At 54.5% G+C, this 16,575-nt stretch carries 13 protein-coding genes; all 13 read left to right on the forward strand.

Annotated elements, in window-relative coordinates; genetic code table 11:
* On the forward strand, positions 1-883 hold an 883-nt coding region (locus ACLW56_RS21250), incomplete at its 5' end, for an IS3 family transposase (protein WP_330985694.1).
* 499 nt (positions 884-1,382) lie between these two features.
* Positions 1,383-1,964: a type VI secretion system protein TssL, short form gene (tssL, locus tag ACLW56_RS21255; RefSeq protein ID WP_330985695.1), complete on the forward strand. Its 582-nt coding sequence runs from the start codon at positions 1,383-1,385 to the stop codon at positions 1,962-1,964.
* Between the two features lie 27 nt (positions 1,965-1,991).
* Positions 1,992-4,376, forward strand: a complete 2,385-nt coding sequence (locus ACLW56_RS21260; protein ID WP_330985696.1) for a type VI secretion system tip protein VgrG — start codon at positions 1,992-1,994, stop codon at positions 4,374-4,376.
* Positions 4,377-4,385: 9 nt separating this feature from the next.
* Complete coding sequence (locus tag ACLW56_RS21265) at positions 4,386-5,144, forward strand: DUF4123 domain-containing protein (RefSeq protein WP_330985697.1); 759 nt, start codon at positions 4,386-4,388, stop codon at positions 5,142-5,144.
* 4 nt (positions 5,145-5,148) lie between these two features.
* Entirely contained in the window at positions 5,149-5,664 is a 516-nt protein-coding gene (locus ACLW56_RS21270) for a DUF3304 domain-containing protein (protein ID WP_330985698.1), read from the forward strand.
* Between the two features lie 52 nt (positions 5,665-5,716).
* Positions 5,717-6,223 carry a DUF3304 domain-containing protein gene (locus tag ACLW56_RS21275; protein ID WP_330985699.1) on the forward strand — a complete coding sequence of 169 codons (507 nt, stop codon included), beginning with the start codon at positions 5,717-5,719 and terminating at the stop codon, positions 6,221-6,223.
* Complete coding sequence (locus ACLW56_RS21280; protein WP_330985700.1) at positions 6,208-8,505, forward strand: DUF2235 domain-containing protein; 2,298 nt, start codon at positions 6,208-6,210, stop codon at positions 8,503-8,505. Before ACLW56_RS21275 ends, ACLW56_RS21280 begins: the two co-directional genes overlap by 16 nt.
* A 2-nt stretch (positions 8,506-8,507) precedes the next feature.
* The gene (locus ACLW56_RS21285; RefSeq protein WP_330985735.1) at positions 8,508-8,765 is read left to right on the forward strand and encodes a PAAR domain-containing protein; all 258 of its coding nucleotides are present in this window, start codon (positions 8,508-8,510) and stop codon (positions 8,763-8,765) included.
* A complete protein-coding gene (locus ACLW56_RS21290) occupies positions 8,762-9,907 on the forward strand; it encodes a hypothetical protein (RefSeq protein ID WP_330985701.1) in 1,146 nt (381 codons plus the stop codon). Before ACLW56_RS21285 ends, ACLW56_RS21290 begins: the two co-directional genes overlap by 4 nt.
* The gene (locus ACLW56_RS21295) at positions 9,888-13,241 is read left to right on the forward strand and encodes an ImcF-related family protein (RefSeq protein WP_330985702.1); all 3,354 of its coding nucleotides are present in this window, start codon (positions 9,888-9,890) and stop codon (positions 13,239-13,241) included. Before ACLW56_RS21290 ends, ACLW56_RS21295 begins: the two co-directional genes overlap by 20 nt.
* Positions 13,238-13,780, forward strand: coding sequence for a DUF3304 domain-containing protein (locus ACLW56_RS21300; protein ID WP_330985703.1), 543 nt, complete (start codon positions 13,238-13,240; stop codon positions 13,778-13,780). Before ACLW56_RS21295 ends, ACLW56_RS21300 begins: the two co-directional genes overlap by 4 nt.
* Positions 13,768-14,274: a DUF3304 domain-containing protein gene (locus tag ACLW56_RS21305; protein ID WP_330985704.1), complete on the forward strand. Its 507-nt coding sequence runs from the start codon at positions 13,768-13,770 to the stop codon at positions 14,272-14,274. The genes ACLW56_RS21300 and ACLW56_RS21305 overlap by 13 nt, the downstream gene beginning before the upstream one ends.
* On the forward strand, positions 14,259-16,571 hold the full coding sequence (locus ACLW56_RS21310) for a DUF2235 domain-containing protein (protein WP_330985705.1): 2,313 nt from the start codon (positions 14,259-14,261) through the stop codon (positions 16,569-16,571). The genes ACLW56_RS21305 and ACLW56_RS21310 overlap by 16 nt, the downstream gene beginning before the upstream one ends.
* Positions 16,572-16,575 lie beyond the last annotated feature (4 nt).

Genomic DNA, 16,575 nt, shown 5'->3' on the forward strand with positions numbered 1-16,575 from the left:
CCGCGACATACTTCGCGAAGCGCCTGAAATGAAGTATGTCTTTATCGAAAAACATCAGGCTGAATTCAGCATCAAAGCGATGTGTCGGGTGCTGCGGGTCGCCCGTAGTGGCTGGTATGCCTGGCGTCTGCGTTGTCATCAGACAAGCCCGGGTCAGCAGTTCCGGCTTGTCTGCGATGAGGCTGTCCGTAAGGCATTCACTGAGGCAAAACAACGCTATGGTGCGCCGCGTCTCGCTGAGGAGTTGCCGGAGTACAACATCAAAACCATTGCCGCCAGCTTGCGTCGTCAGGGACTGCGGGCAAAAGCGAGCCGGAAGTTCAGCCCGGTCAGCTACCGCGCACATGGTCTGCCGGTGTCAGAGAATCTGCTAAAACAGGATTTTTACGCCAGCGGCCCGAACCAGAAGTGGGCAGGCGACATCACGTACTTGCGTACCGATGAAGGCTGGCTGTATCTGGCGGTGGTGATTGACCTGTGGTCACGTGCCGTCATTGGCTGGTCGATGTCGCCGCGAATGACGGCACAACTGGCCTGTGATGCGCTGCAAATGGCACTCTGGCGGCGTAAACGTCCGGAAAATGTGATTGTTCATACGGACCGTGGTGGTCAGTATTGCTCATCGGATTATCAGACCCTGCTGAAACGCCATAATCTGCGCGGGAGCATGAGCGCAAAAGGCTGCTGCTATGACAATGCCTGCGTGGAAAGCTTCTTTCACTCACTGAAAGTGGAATGTATCCACGGAGAACGCTTTGCCAGCCGTGAAATAATGCGGACGACGGTATTTAATTATATCGAGTGTGATTATAATCGCTGGCGTCGCCACAGTGCGTGTGGCGGTCTCAGCCCGGAACAATTTGAAAACCTGAATCTCGCTTAGGGCTGTGTCCACATTACGTGGGTAGGATCAATAGCGCCAAAGGAACAATATAACTAATCTGACAAGCCACCTCCATACATGCACAATCGTTGTTATTGGGAAGTGGTCCTTAAGTTTTAGTTAGGGCTGCTAAAATATTTTCAGGGAATGATTTTCAATAATATATATTTCGTGAATGTATTTGCTTTCTGAATAAAGTGGTAAATTATTGAATTGTCTTTTGGGATATTTTCAGATTATTTCCAGTTCCGCCTGTGGCAAGGCTTGTGAGGTTGAAGTACTATTCCAGTTACACTTTGTAACACCCGTTTCATTGCTCGTCCGATTGCGCACAAATACCATCATTGATAATGAGCCTCATTCTAATCATGGACATAGCTGCGTGACTTTAACGAGTTCCGGGACGGATATACAGGCACAACCCATCACACCTTCATTCATCGATATTATATTTCAGGATACGTGGCTCCTCGCTTTAGCCATCAGGAATATTCCCGGTGTGGTTGTTGATAAAGCCCTCTATCAGCATTGTGAAAAAATGGTCGAGCAAGTTCAGGAAAAACTCCACTCCGCTGGTGCGTCCAATACTTTTGCCGACGAAATTAAATTTGCACATTGTGTATTTCTGGATGAGGCAGTAATGACTCAGCCAGATACCGATGTATCTGTTTGGTGGGCTGAGACGCCATTGCAGGGGCGTTTTCTGGATAATATTCATGGCGGCGAATACTTCTATGAACACATCAAAAAGCTGCTGAGAGAGCCTGCGCCATCTGAAGCCATTCTTACTTGCTATCACCGCATGCTGACGCTGGGCTATCAGGGGAAATATTACCGGGATGGTGGCGAAGAAAACGAAGAACGGCAATCTCTTCTGAAGCAGCTGCGTGAGCAGTTACCTGTCAGCAAAGACAAAATCAACCATCAGATATTTGTTTGCAACCGCCGCCCGGACATTCGTTTCTGGCGACGTTCGCCGTGGGTGATGCAACTTTTGGGATTACTGGCGATTGTGGCCGTGTCCTGTGCGATGAGCACTCATCTGCACTATTTGCTCGGTCAGTGGTACACGCTGAGCTGATAACAACTGACCAGGGAGAAGCAGGTCATGAGCGAAAATACGTTTACCCTTCAGGGGAGCAAAACTCCGGTCTACAACCACTATCAGCTGAAAGTGCCGGAGCTGCAAAAACAACGCCCTGACATTCAGCTGTCGGTGCTGCGATTCAGCGGCGAAGAAGTCCTGAATACCCCGTGGCGCTACTCGATTGAGCTGACCAGCGCGACTCCCGATATTCCTGCTGATGTGCTGATCAATACCACGGCGCAACTCCTGTTTTACCCCGATGGCAAGCCCTGGCAGGCCGTAACCCCGCGAGTGATGCGGGGGGTCATTACATCATTCCAGCAGTGTGAGCGTTCTGCCGATACCACGCGTTATGTGGTGGTGCTCGAAGCCAGCCTGGCATTGCTGCGCAACAGCCTGACCTATGCGGTGTACCAGAACAAAAGTGTCATTGGGGCCGTCGAAGATATCCTGAAACGCTGGGAGTTCTCCAGCCTCGACTACCGTTATCAGCTGAACACGCAGTACCCGGTGCGGGAGTTCTTTATCTCCTACGCTGAAAGCGATCTGGCCTTTATTCAGCGCCACCTGGCCCGTGTTGGCGTGTTCTTCTATTTCGCCTGGGATGCAGAAAATCAGCGTGATGTTCTGGTGCTGGGCGATTCCGGTTACGCCTTTAACGATGGCCCGAAAATCGCGTTTCGCCACCCATCCGGTCTGTTTGATGGGGGGCTGGAATCGCTGTGGGATGTGACGGTCAACCGCCATACGGTTGCCGGGCAGACGCGGGTGAACGATGAATACTACCGCGAAGCCCAGAGTGATATGCAGGTACAACTGGAAACCGATCTGGATAAGCCTGCGCTCACCGGCGAAGAATACCGCTACGGCGAGCACTACAAAGAGCAGGGCAGAGAAGCCGCAGAGCAGCCGGAACAGGGGCGCTGGTTCGTTAAACGCCGCCGTGAGCGTCTGGTCACTGAGCAGGTAGTCTTTGACGGTAAATCTAACGGCATGGACATTCGTCCGGGCATGATTATCCACCCACAGGGTAAGAACTGGGAGGATGCACCGAACGGATTGTTAGTGGTATCGACTTCATCACAGCGCGTTTCCCGTGATACCGCCTACATTATCAGCTTTACTGCCGTTCCCAATCGCCAGCACCTTTCTTACCGGCCTCCTTTGCTGGCCCGGCCACACATCGCCGGTACGCTGCTTGCCAGGGTGACGAGTCCGGTAGAAAACGCGCAGTATGCCGAGCTGGATGAAACCGGGCGCTACCGGGTGCGTTTCCAGTTTGACCTCAACACGACCTGGCAGGCTGGCTTTGAAAGCCTTCCTGTACGGCTGGCAAAACCTTACGCCGGTAACGTTTATGGCTGGCATTTCCCGCTGATTGCCGGAACAGAGGTGATGATTGCCTTCACCAACGGTGATCCTGACAGGCCGTACATCCTCTGTGCCATGCATGACTCCCGGCATGAGGATCATGTAAATCTCTATAATTATCAACGAAATGTACTAAGAACTCCTGCTAACAACAAACTGAGATTTGAGGATCGGCGCGGGGCTGAGCACGTAAAAATTTCGACGGAGTATGGCGGCAAAAGCCAGCTGTCACTTGGCCATATCGTTGACAGTTCTCGTAATAAACGCGGCGAGGGTTTTGAGCTGCGCACCGACAGTACCGGTACACTTCGCGCCGGTAAAGGGCTGTTCCTTACCGCAGATGCGCAGGCTACGGCCACCGGTCAGGTGCTGGAAATGTCTTCGGCGATAAGCCTGGTCAAAGGGGCTATCAGCCAGATGGCTGACTGGCACACTATCACGCAGTCACACCACAACCTTCAGCCAGATGCCACGCACCTGAAAGCCTATCTTGCTGCTGCCGATCAACTGAAGTCTCCGGCCATGCTGCTGAGCGCCCCGCAGGGCATTGGCGTGGTCAGCCCGGAAACCGTTCTGGTTAACAGTGGCCAGACGCTGCACTTGCAAAGTCAGGGTGAAGCCAATATTGCCAGTGGGGAGCGACTCTCCCTGAACGCCAGCCAGACCATTTCACTGCTCGCGCAGCAGGAAGGGATGCGCATGGTGTCCGGTAAAGGGCCGCTGACCCTCGAATCGCATGGCGACCTTATGGGGCTAACGGCTCTGAAGGATGTCACCGTGCAGTCCACGCAGGGGGGTCTGCATCTTTCCGCAAAAAACGGCATTGTGCTGGGCTGTGGTGGCGGGTCGATTCGCATCACCCCGCAGGGCGCGATTGAAATCCATACCCCAGGGAAACTGAGCCTGAAAGGCCAGCACGTCTGGGATGCGCCAGCGAGCGTTGAAACACAGCTGCCGGAACTGCCGAAATCGGTGTGTAAGGACTGCCTGAAGAAAGCGCAGGAAGCCGCTGCCGCCTTTGCGGCGCGTGGATAAGGACAGGTAATGACAACGACACCGCCGGTAACGCTCAAAAAGCACATGCTCTGGATGCAACAGGCTGAATCCCTCTGTTCCGCAGCCGGGCAGGACTATATCGATGTTCTGGTAGATCAGGCCGGAACCGACCAGCCGCTGCAAAATGCCCTGCGCCAGTTATCGCCAGAGGCTCTCTGGTTTGAGCTGTTCGAGGGAACCCCGGAAGGGGGAACGTTGGAGTATTCCCCGATCGTCATGCGGCTGCATTTTGCGGTAACGAGTCACCGAATGTGGCTGGAGCAGCTGCTGGAATACTTCTCGGACACGCCACGCCTGACGCTGATTATCTCCCCCCTGGCCTTTGATCTGCTGTGCCGCCACTTGCAGGCCTTGTCGCAGGTGCAGTGGGAGGAACAAACCGGTCTGCTGCGGTTTTACGATAACCGCGTATTCCCCTCCTTGCTGGCCCACGTCCTCACCGCAGAGCAACAGACCGCGTTTACTGATATCGCGCTGTTCTGGGGCTGGAGAGACAGAGACGGCGAGATCGTCTGGAAGACGGGCAGTTTCTTACCGACGCGCACGTTGGCCGATAACCCGGAGTTAAGCCGGGTAGATGATGCTCAGGTTGGCCTGATGGGTTGCATCGGTGATGCCGAAACGCTGATGAAAGAAAAAAGCGTCAGCAATATCAGCCGGGAAAGCCATTTTGCGCAGTGCCTGGATATCGCCTTCAAAGCTAACGATGCAGGGTATTTCGGTGCGTTACAGGATTTTGAGGGATAACGCGATGAGGCTGCTCCGCAGTGCTTTACTGCTTAACAGCATGCTTATGGTCGCGCTGCTGAGTACGGGATGTTCACCGTCAGCGCGTTCGCCATCGAGCGCGGCAAACATCAGTGGCATCAACCATGTTGCGGGGCAGACCGTGAACTCGTTTACGGTCAACGGCTACGGCGGTTCGCTAACCGGTAACAGCTGCTGCATCATGCTGCCCGATACATGGCAGGCTGGCTTAAAAGCCAATATCCAATGGGAAGTCGACCCCCAGACTGCACCGTCATTTCCCGGCTATAAAGACCGCGTGAAATTTGATGCATGGAAAAAGGCTCTTGAAGGAAGTTTTCAGCTACATGAAACGACCGTTGATATTCCCAAATATGACCAGGCATGCGGCCTGACGGTTCACTTCTTGCCTTGTAATCAGGTCAAAGTGACCACCTCTTGCTACGGCTATGGTGCGCCTGAATATCCGGTGAAGGAGCCACTCAATATGAAGGAGCCTGTGTCATGTCCAGTGAATTAAGCCTGATTGTGCGTTTATCAGGACAACAAATTGATAAGGAAGGATTTCCGGGATGAAAATAAATCGCATGCTGAAGGTGTGTTGCGCATTCCTGATGGTTTTGGTTGCAGGGTGTGCAAGCGCGACTGATACGGCATCCAGTGCGGCTAACATCAGTGGCATCAACCACGTAGCGGTGCAGACCGTGAACTCATTTTCCGTGAATGGTTACGGCGGCACGTTAACCGGAAACAGTTGCTGCATTATGCTGCCCGATAAGTGGCGGCCTGGTTTAAAAGCCAATATTAATTGGGAGGTAGACCCAGATGCATATGCATCCCTTCCACCTTTGGGTACAGAAGAATACAAAAAGGCGTATGCGCAACATGCTGCTAAATACCAGCAGCACTCCACTATCGTAGATATTCCAAAATATGATCAAGCTTGTGGCCTAACGGTTCACTTCCTGCCTTGTAATCAGGTCAAAGTGACCACCTCATGCTACGGCTATGGTGCGCCTGAATATCCGGTGAAGGAGCCACTCAATATGAAGGAGCCTGCGTCATGTCCAGTGAAATGAGCCTGGCTTTACCCTGCTGGGCACCACCTGAATTCCCTGACGGTGGTCGCTTAACGCTGTCAGAAGCACAGGTAAATGCCAATTATAAAAAGCAGATGAAAGAGGCCGATGATTTTAAGGCGCAACTGAGTGCGCAGGTCGGCGTTAAGCTGGGCTTCACCTGTAGTCAGAGCCTGCACATCAGCCTGTTTTTCGATGGCACGGGCAACAATGAGCACAACGATACAAACGCCTCACCCTCTCACCCGACGAATATCGCCAAGCTGTTTCATGCCACTTACGCGAAGACAGCTGAAGCCGATGGCTATTTTGCCTATTACATTCCGGGTGTGGGTACGCCGTTCCCTGATATTGGGGAAATGGATTACAGCACCGATGGCCTGGCCTTTGCTGCCGGTGGGGAAGATCGTATTAATTGGGGCTTATTGCAGCTGGCCGACGCGCTGACTTTTGCCATTACAAAGCAGCACATTCCTGCACCCACGATGAAAGCCAGTCTGGCAGGGATGCGTGAGCCGTTGCCCTTCACGGGTGAAGTGAACCGCCGTCTGGCGATGAATAAGTTTTTGCAGCCGCTGGAAGCGCAAATCCCCACTCATCAGCCACACCTGATTAACGTCAAATTGTTCATCTACGGCTTTTCCCGTGGTGCAGCGGAAGCCCGTGCTTTTGTCAGCTGGTTGGCGCAGTTGCCCGATCCGAAAACGAAACTTCCATACGACAAACTGACGCTGGCCGGATTGCCGGTGAGTATCGAATTTTTGGGGCTGCTCGATACTGTTCCTTCAGTGGGTGCGGCGCACATCCTGCCTGGAGCCGCAGGTCATATGGGTTGGGCTGATAATACTCAACAGCTGCCCGATGAGGGCAAATTCCTTGGCCTGATCAAATGCTGTCGCCATTTCGTTTCTGCGCATGAGCAGCGCCTGTGCTTCCCGTTAGACTCCATTCGGCGGCCAGATGGCAGCTACCCGCCAAATACCCAGGAAGTTATCTATCCTGGAATGCACTCGGATGTAGGCGGTGGTTATCCTCCGCGCGATCAAGGTAAATCCTGTGGCGGTAGAGGTGAAATTCTTTCCCAAATAGTGCTGCATGATATGTATCTCGCAGCGTTTGAAGCTGGAGCACCACTAACCGTTCAGCCCTCTTCTACAACCGAATTGATAAAAGATAAATCGCCCTCACGGCTGATGAACGTCAGCACACGGGACGAATTCGAGTTCAGCAAAGAACTTATTAATCGTTTTAACATCTGGCGACAAACCCTCCTCAACACCACGTTGCAGGGCAATAGTGCTGATGCCGAAAGGCAGGAGGGGTATCGTGCCTATCAGCTGTCGCAAACCCTTGAGAGTGCCGTCACTGAGCAGATTGGCTGGATCACCGCCTGGCGTATTGGGCGCTATGCCCACGGCAGTCTCACCGCGCAATATTTCTACAAAAATGCGCCACAGCTGGATGAAGCTGGACTCGAAAAAGAGGCCGAGACGCATGATGAAAGAATGAAAGTCATCAGAGCGGGAAGGGCCAAAGTGCTAAAGGATCGCAAAACGCCTGATGTGAATAATCAGGGTATTCCAGACCTCGATCCAACCACTGCGCAGTACCAGCTGCGTGAAGCCGCCCGTGAGTTCCAGAGCGACTACAAAGAGTGGGGGCGCGACATCAACGGCAGCTTCATTGAGAAAACCAAACAGGTCGTTCTCGATGTGATCCCTAAACACGCTGTTTTCCTGATTAATGGCGATGATGAAGCCGCTGAATATGAGGAAATGAAGGCTGACGGCAACCGGTTATACCCACAGCTGTTCACCGATAAGCTGGGTACGGGAATCCGCACCCAGCCTCGCGCCGAATTACTGGCCCTCTACGACGAGCAGATCCACGATTCACGCGCCTGGTTTATGCAAAGTTCGCTGGGTGGCCGTGAACCCTGGGGCGGCTACTTCCGCTATCGCATGATCTACTGCGGCAACAAGGCCAATAAAAAGCTGCAACTGATCTCCGTGGAGGGCAAAGTCGTTGGCGCACAGCCGACCTCCAATCGGGTTGTGTATCTGGTCGAGCCAAAATCGGCGTACAAAGGTGAAGTCCACAAGGTGACGGATCTGGCTACAGGCACGACGCAGACCCTGACCGCCGGTGCGCAGTCGGCAGCAGGATATGAACCCGGCAGTGTCGCATCACAGACCCGCTCAGACACCATTAATGAGCAGCATCAGGCCATGATGAGTTCCTCCATCGATATGCTGAAAGCCTCGGGGGTGAAAGTCCTGTGAGCCTGAAAAAGCTGATTCGAGTAGGGGATGTGCTCAGGGAATACGGCGGCGAAGTGCTGAGCGGCAGCTATGAGGCCTTCGGTAAGCCGGTGGCCTGCGTGGGGGATAAAGCCCGTTGCAATAAGCATGGCATGACCAGCATTGTGCAGGGTACGTCCGGCAGTACGGTTAACGGCAAGGCTGTAGCCCTCGACGGCCACAAATGCGCCTGCGGCTGTACGCTGGTCAGTTCACTCAGCACGATGGATGTTCATGGATGATCTTCCCGCCGCGTTACCCTGAGTATGCCGAGCTTCATCCCGCTCGCTGGCGGCGATGGTGGATTGCACTGCCGGTAATTTTGTTTCTGGCCGCGATGGCGACGATGTTGCTGTGGCCGGAAGGTAAGCCCACCCGAACCCCTGACTTCTGGTTCTGGAGCCTGGTGTGTCCGTTGATTGTCTGGACTGTGGCCGTCGCGTTGCGCTGGCTGGTCTGGCTTCAGTCCGTTTCGAACCGTGAGACGCACAGGGAGGAAATAGCGTCTTCTGTCCGGGCCTGGTGGCGACACCGTTCGCGTGTGTTGCCGGTGGAAACCGTGATGCTGGTTACGCCAGTGGGCGATAAAGAGGCTGACCATCAGGCGCTTCTGTCGCCGCCGTTTCCCGTTGTGCCGGTATCGGTCGATGACACTTCGGGTAGTGCGCTGTTGCATTGCCCGAAGGTATTGGGGCTGGCAGGCCGGGAAAACCGCGCTGTACTGCTGGGCCGCTATCTGGCCCGTCTGGTGCTGACCCGCTTGCGCGAATCCAATGAAACCCGACCGGTACAGGTGTTTTGCTGGCTGGGCGATGAGCAGAGCCTCAACGCGTTCAGCCTGGTGCTGGAATCCGATGGTATTCGCCTGCCGGAAGACGTGCTTCAACTGCAAAGCGCAGCCGAACTGGATAAGGTCATTGATGCCATGCCCGACGATGAACAGGCGCTGCTGCTGTGCGCGGGTTTCGGTGAGGCAAAACCGTCAGCGGAATACACCGCTTCGGAGGCCGGATTTGCCTGGCTGTGTGGACACCAGGCAGAAGCCATCGTGACGCGCAGCGAAATACTCCAGCCTGATGCGGGGGAAACTCCGGCGCAGCTGACAGAGCAGCTTAGCCGCTATGCCAGTCTGCGCGGTTTGCCTGAAGGTATGCTGGCCGCAGATTCATCCTCGATGGATGCGCTTTTACCGTCCGGCTGGTCAGCTGTCGATTACGTTCTGATGCCGTGGCTGGGTAACGCCGGGCCGGTTACGCCTTTTGTCATGCAGTCTCTGGCCGTGCTGTCAGCCCTCCAGGGGCAGACCTGCGGCTGGACGGCGACATTGATGGAATCTCAATTTATTACAGGAGTTTGCGTTCCCCGTGGAAACCTCCCGCACTGAACCCCGTCATTCATTATTCTGGCTGGTCACTGGCTACGTCATCGCGATCACCCTGCTGGTATTGCTCGGGGCGCTGCTCTATTACTTTGCGGGAAGCAGCTTTGACCTGCCGGAACTGTTACCGGGGCAGATTGCTTTCCGGGCCGCGATGGTCTGGCTGGTGCTCATCTGGTTCTGTGCGCCGTTCATCCTGTGCTGGAAAGCGCTGGTTAAGCTCAAGGCTCGGGAAGCCACCGGCGTTACCGGGAATAAGAAACAACGGCCACCTGAAAATCAGCTGGTGAAAGACATTACCACCCAGTTGCGATTCCAGTACGGCAGGCGCTGGCGCAGCAAGGTGCGGATCATGCTGATTGTCGGGGAAGAAAACGAGGTGGAGCAGGCCATTCCGGGGCTGACGACGCAGCACTGGCTTGAAGGGCACGGGGCGCTGTTGCTGTGGCACGGTAGTCCGGTAGATGAACCGGATGCGGCCCAATTAAAAGCCCTGCGCAAAATTCGCCGCCGTCTTGCCGATGCGTTTATCTGGGTCGTGAATGCGCAGACCACTCTTTCTCATGACACCCTCGATACTGTCGCTCGCCAGCTGCAAAAACAGTATCACCAGTTGGGCTGGGAAGTGCCGCTGTGGTTGTGGGAAACCCACGCGCCGGATTGGGAACAACCCGGCCTGCCGATACAGGCCACTGGCTTCCTGTCAGCGCCGGGCGATGAGGCCGGGGATTTTCGTCATTCCCTGAACCAGCTTGAAGCAGCCCTGGTACGGCAGGGGATGCAGCAGACCCTCAATGACAGAAGACATACCTTCCTGTTGCAGCTGGCCCACAGCCTCCGTGATGGCGGCACCGAACGCCTGACGCACACGCTTTCACTGCTGGCAGAAGGCGCACGTTCTCTGCCGCTCGGCGGGATGGTTTTCAGCCCGGTCATCACCTCGGGAGCGGCCTCCTTACGGCATGCCTGGCAACCGGGTAAAGCCTGGCTTGATTTACTCGCGCAGCGCTGGCGAAAGCCGGTGGCAACCGGCGTGTCGTGGCGTAAATCCTTACTGCTGGCCTGCACCTGCCTGCTGGCGTTCTGGCTGGCGGCAACGGTCTTTTCCTGGGCGGCGAACCTGCGTCTGATGCAGGCCGATCAGCAGCTTGCACAGAAAGCCACGGATACACGTCAGCCACTGCCGAAACGGCTGATGGCGCTTTATCAGTTGCAACATGAAATTGAGCGCCTGCAACACCGTCAAAAATACGGTGCTCCGTGGTATATGCGCATGGGCCTCAGTCGCAACGATGATGTGCTTGAAGCTCTCTGGCCGTACTGGCAGCAGGCGGCGATGCCGTTACTGCGAGATGCGTCGGCACAGCACCTCTCTTCACTGATGAATACCTGGCGCAATCTGCCCCCTGATGATCCGCAGCGAGCCTCACAGTCGAAAGTGATGTATGACCTGCTGCGGGCCTATCTGATGCTCTCCCGCCCGGATAAAGCAGACCCGGCCTTTTTTAGCGCGACAACCATACAGTACTGGCCGCAGCGCGAGGGTGTGCAGGACGGCACCTGGCGCATGGTCGGCAACAGTATGCTGGCCTTTATGATGCAGAACCTTCCGGCCCATCTGGACTGGCGAACCACGCCTGATATGCGCCTGGTCAGCGGCATGCGTTCTGGCCTGTTGCGCCAGATTGGGGTCAGCAATGCGGAATCCACACGCTACCAGAAGATGATTGAGCAGGTATCCCGTGATTATGCGGATATGACGCTGAGTGCGATGGTGAACGGCACGGACAGCAGCCAGCTGTTCAGTACCGATGTCACCGTACCCGGCGTATTTACGCGTAAGGCCTGGGAAGAAGAAATTCAGCCTGCCATCGAGAAGCTGGCGAAATCACGGCGGGAAGAAATCGACTGGGTGCTGAGCGATGCCCTGCATTCCGGCGATGCCACCGGCACGGTTTCCCCTGACACACTGAAAGCCCGGCTGACGGCACGGTACTTCTCTGATTATTCCGGGGTGTGGCTTAAATTCCTCAACAGCCTGCAATGGCATCAGGCCGGAAGCCTGTCGGAGTCGATTGAACAACTGACCTTGCTGGCTGATGTGCGGCAGTCGCCGCTGATTGCGCTGATAAACACCCTGAACGTGCAGGGCCGTGCCGGGCAGACCGGGGGCGATCTGACTGACTCCCTGGTGAGTTCAGCCAAAAACCTGATCCACAGTGACAAGACCAATGCCGCCATACAGCAGGCCGGAAATGAGGCGCACGGCCCACTTGATGCGACCTTTGGCCCGTTACTGTCGCTGACGGGCGGGAACGGCTCACAGAACAGCCTGAGTCTGCAAACTTTCCTGACCCGTATCACCCGTGTTCGCCTGCGGCTTCAGCAGGTGACAAACGCGCCTGATCCGCAGGCGATGATGCAGTCGCTGGCGCTGACCGTGTTTCAGGGCAAAGCGGTCGATCTCACCGACACCCGCGACTACGGCAGTCTGATTGCTGCGAGTCTCGGTCAGGAGTGGAGCGGTTTCGGCCAGACGGTCTTTGTGCAGCCGATGCTCCAGGCCTGGGAGCAGGTACTTTCCCCGACCTCGGAGAGCCTCAACAGCCAGTGGCAAAGCGATATCGTGACCCCGTGGAATGCATCGTTCGCAGACCGCTATCCGTTTACCGACCGCCAGAGCGAGGCTTCTCTGCCCGAGCTGGCGCAGTTTATGCGCTCAGACACCGGGCGTATTGCGCAGTTTATCCAGACCCGTCTGGGTGGCCTGCTGCGACTTGAGGGGGATAAGTGGGGGCCGGATGCGATGAACAGCCAGGGGCTGACGTTTAACCCGGCGTTTCTCACCGCGCTTAACCGCCTGACCCGTGTCGCTAACGTGGCCTTTGCACATGGCGACGTGGAGCTGCATTTCCAGCTGATGGCGAAGCCTTCCCGCGATGTGGTGGAATCCGACCTGACGCTGGACAGGCAGAAACTCCAGTATTTCAACCAGGAAGAAAGCTGGCAGACCCTGACCTGGCCGGACAACCGCTGGCAACCCCAGACCACGCTGACCTGGCGCACGGTGAAAACCGGCGCTCGACTCTATTCCGATGAGCCGGGAAGCTGGGGCTTTATTCGCCTGCTGGATAAAGCGCTGGTCACAGATCTGGGTGACAACCTCTATCGCGTGGCCTGGATCACCCCGGACGGCGTGGCGCTGAACTACCAGCTGCGCACGGAGCTGGGTAAAGGGCCGCTGTCGCTGCTCGACCTGCGCGGGTTTGTGCTGCCATCACAGATTTTCTCGTCCGGTGGCGCTGCCGCTGCGGGAATCCGCACTGGAGGTGAACAATGAATATCCGTTCAAAACATGTTTTATCAAAAGGAGCCTGCATCATGTCTGGCTTAAAATATGCTTTTCTGCTGCTGATACTGTTTGTTTCTGGTTGCTCACATGCCAGTGATGAGGGGTATACCGCTGGCGACTTACGAGGTTTTAACCATATGGCCGACAGCGGTGTTAACTCGTTTTCAGTCAATGGTTACGGCGGGACACTGACGGGCAACTCGTGTTGCATCATGCTTCCAGATGAATGGAAACCAGGATTAAAAGCCCATATCGAGTGGGAAGTTGACCCGAACCCAAATGTCATTTTACCCCCCTTAGGAACTGATGAATTCCGTGAAGCATATGCTCGACATAAAACTAAATATCAACAGCACAGCACCATCGTTGATATCCCTCAATACGGCAAAGAGCGCTGTGGTTTAACCGTCCACTTTTTGCCCTGTAACCAGGTGAAAGTGACAACGGTTTGCTCAGGATACGGTACGCCAAATTACCCGATTAAAGAGCCTCTGAATATGAAGGGGCCTGCATCATGTCCGGCTTAAAATATGCTTTTCTGCTGTTGATACTGTTTGTCTCTGGTTGCTCAAGTGCCAGTGATGAGGGTTATACTTCAGGAGATTTACGAGCAGTCAATCATATTGATGGTATTGGAATCAATGGATTTTCTGTGAATGGGTATCATGTTCCAGGATTGGGTGGTGGTTACTGCTGTATTCAACTTCCAGAAAAATGGAACTCAGGATTAAAAGCTCACATAGAGTGGGAAGTTGACCCTCATACGGCCCCTGCATTTCCGGGTTATAAAGATAGGGTCAAATTCCAGGTTTGGAAAAATGCCCTGGAAAGCAGTTTTCAAACACATAGCACCACGGTTGATATACCTCAATACGGCAAAGAGCGCTGTGGTTTAACCGTCCACTTTTTACCCTGTAACCAGGTGAAAGTGACAACGGTTTGTTCAGGGTACGGTACACCAAATTATCCGATTAAAGAGCCTCTGAATATGAAGGAGCCTGCATCATGTCCGGTGAAATGAGTTTAGCGAATCCTTGCTGGGCACCACCGTTATTTCCCGAATCCGGGCGTTTACCCTTGAGTGAGCAGCAGGTTAATACCAATTATAAAAAGCAAATACAGGAAGAACTGGACTATAAAACCCGGTTAGGGGAGAGCAAGGGGCGGAGAGCGGGGTTTGCCTGCTGTCGTAGTCTGCATATCAGCCTGTTCTTTGATGGTACAGGGAACAATGAGCACAACGATACGGAGATAGCTAAACCGCCGCATCCGACAAATATTGCAAAGCTTTACCATGCAACCTACCAGGATGCAGAAAGAGATGGCTATTTTCGCTACTATATTCCCGGCGTAGGCACTCCGTTCCCTAAAATTGGTGAAATAGATTACAGCGACGATGGCCTGAAATACGCCACAGGCGGGGAAAATCGTATTAATTGGGCGCTATTAAGACTGGTTGACGCGTTAAGCTATGCAATCACCAAGGGCGCTAAGCGGCTTGACGATGGTGTAGCCAAAGGGATGCTGCCGGGGATGTGTGCGCATGCTCCGTTTTCGGGGGAGGTGAACCGCCGCAATGCCATTAATCCACTGTTGAAAGCATTGGTAGCTCAGGCTAAAGAGAGTCAGCAACCCCATCTGCTGGGCGTTAAGCTGTTTATCTATGGTTTTTCACGCGGTGCTGCGGAAGCCCGAACCTTTATTAACTGGCTGACGCAACTGCCTTCTCCCGATAAAGCCGCAGGATACCAACCCATCACGCTGGCCGGATTGCCGGTTAGCATCGAATTTGTCGGCTTACTGGATACGGTCGCATCAGTTGGGGCGGCGCATATCGTGCCTGGAGCCGCAGGCCATATGGGCTGGGCGGATGACACTCAGCCCCTGCCCGATGAAGAAAAATTCCCCGGACTGATTAAATGCTGCCGTCATTTTGTTGCCGCGCATGAGCAGCGCTTGTGTTTCCCGCTGGACTCTATTCGCCGGGCTGATGATGGGAGCTATCCGTCTTATTCTAAGGAAGTGATTTATCCCGGTATGCATTCGGATGTTGGGGGCGGCTACCCGCCGGGCGATCAGGGCAAATCCCTCAACGGTACAGAGGAAGTGCTATCCCAAATTGTTCTTCACGATATGTATGCTGCTGCGTTTGAAGCTGGAGCACCTCTAGCCATTGATCCTTCATGTTCAACGGAACTAATAAGTGGAATCTCACCATCCAGAGAAATGGACGGTAAAACTCTGCTGGAATTCGATGTAGGCTCCCAATTAGCCAATCGCTTCAATATCTGGCGACAAACCCTGCTTAATACGACTTTGCAGGGTAACGAGGAAGACGCGGATAATAACGGCGGCTATCGCCCCTACCAGCTTTCCCAGACCCTTGAAAGCGCTGTCATCGAGCAGATTGGCTGGATCACCGCGTGGCGTATTGGCCGCTATGCCAATGGCAGCGTACTGGCTCAGAATTTCTTCGATAAAGCCCCACAGTTGAAAATTCCAGGGCTGGAAGACGAAAAAGTTGCACATGATGCGGACGTGAAGAAACTGGCAGAGCGTCGAGCTGAAGCAAAAAAAATGCGTAAACCGCTGGATGAGAGCTTGCAGGGCAAGCCTGGACTTGACCCGACCAATGCACAGTATCAGTTGCGTGAAGCCGCCCGTGAGTTCCAGCATGACTACAAAGATTGGGTGCGTGACATCAATGGGCAAAGCGTCTGGGATAAACCCCTCCAGATAGCGCTGGACGTTATCCCTAAACACGCTGTTTTCCTGATCAATGGCGATGATGAAGCCGCTGAATATGAGGAAATGAAAGCAGACGGCAACCGGTTATACCCACAGCTGTTCACCGATAAGCTGGGAACCGGGATCCGTACCCAGCCCCGTGCCGAGTTACTGGCTCTCTACGATGAACAGATCCACGACTCCCGCGCCTGGTTTATGCAAAGCACCCTGGGTGGCCGTGAACCCTGGGGCGGCTATTTCCGCTATCGTATGATCTACTGTGGCAACAAGGCCAATAAAAAACTGCAACTGATCTCCGTGGAAGGCAAAGTCGTTGGCGCACAGCCAACCTCTAACCGGGTGGTGTATCTGGTTGAGCCAAAGTCGGCGTACAAAGGCGAAGCCCATAAGGTGACGGATCTGGCTACAGGTTCAACGCAGACCCTGAGCGCCGGTGCGCAGTCGGTAGCCGGATATGAACCCGGCAGCGTTGCGTCACAGACCCGCTCAGACACCATTAATGAACAGCACCAGGCCATGATGAGTTCTTCCATCGATATGCTGAAAGCCTCGGGGGTAAAAGTGCTATGAGGCT

It is taken from the genome of Pantoea sp. sgz302252, from assembly GCF_047713085.1.
Lineage (GTDB): Bacteria > Pseudomonadota > Gammaproteobacteria > Enterobacterales > Enterobacteriaceae > Scandinavium.

What these genes read in the sequence shown, in the direction of transcription:
- ACLW56_RS21260 (WP_330985696.1), top strand. Translation starts at nt 1,992, where the DNA reads ATGAGCGAAAATACGTTTACCCTTCAGGGGAGCAAAACTCCGGTCTAC.
- ACLW56_RS21265 (WP_330985697.1), top strand. Translation starts at nt 4,386, where the DNA reads ATGACAACGACACCGCCGGTAACGCTCAAAAAGCACATGCTCTGGATG.
- ACLW56_RS21270 (WP_330985698.1), top strand. Translation starts at nt 5,149, where the DNA reads ATGAGGCTGCTCCGCAGTGCTTTACTGCTTAACAGCATGCTTATGGTC.
- ACLW56_RS21275 (WP_330985699.1), top strand. Translation starts at nt 5,717, where the DNA reads ATGAAAATAAATCGCATGCTGAAGGTGTGTTGCGCATTCCTGATGGTT.
- ACLW56_RS21280 (WP_330985700.1), top strand. Translation starts at nt 6,208, where the DNA reads ATGTCCAGTGAAATGAGCCTGGCTTTACCCTGCTGGGCACCACCTGAA.
- ACLW56_RS21290 (WP_330985701.1), top strand. Translation starts at nt 8,762, where the DNA reads ATGATCTTCCCGCCGCGTTACCCTGAGTATGCCGAGCTTCATCCCGCT.
- ACLW56_RS21300 (WP_330985703.1), top strand. Translation starts at nt 13,238, where the DNA reads ATGAATATCCGTTCAAAACATGTTTTATCAAAAGGAGCCTGCATCATG.
- ACLW56_RS21305 (WP_330985704.1), top strand. Translation starts at nt 13,768, where the DNA reads ATGTCCGGCTTAAAATATGCTTTTCTGCTGTTGATACTGTTTGTCTCT.
- ACLW56_RS21310 (WP_330985705.1), top strand. Translation starts at nt 14,259, where the DNA reads ATGTCCGGTGAAATGAGTTTAGCGAATCCTTGCTGGGCACCACCGTTA.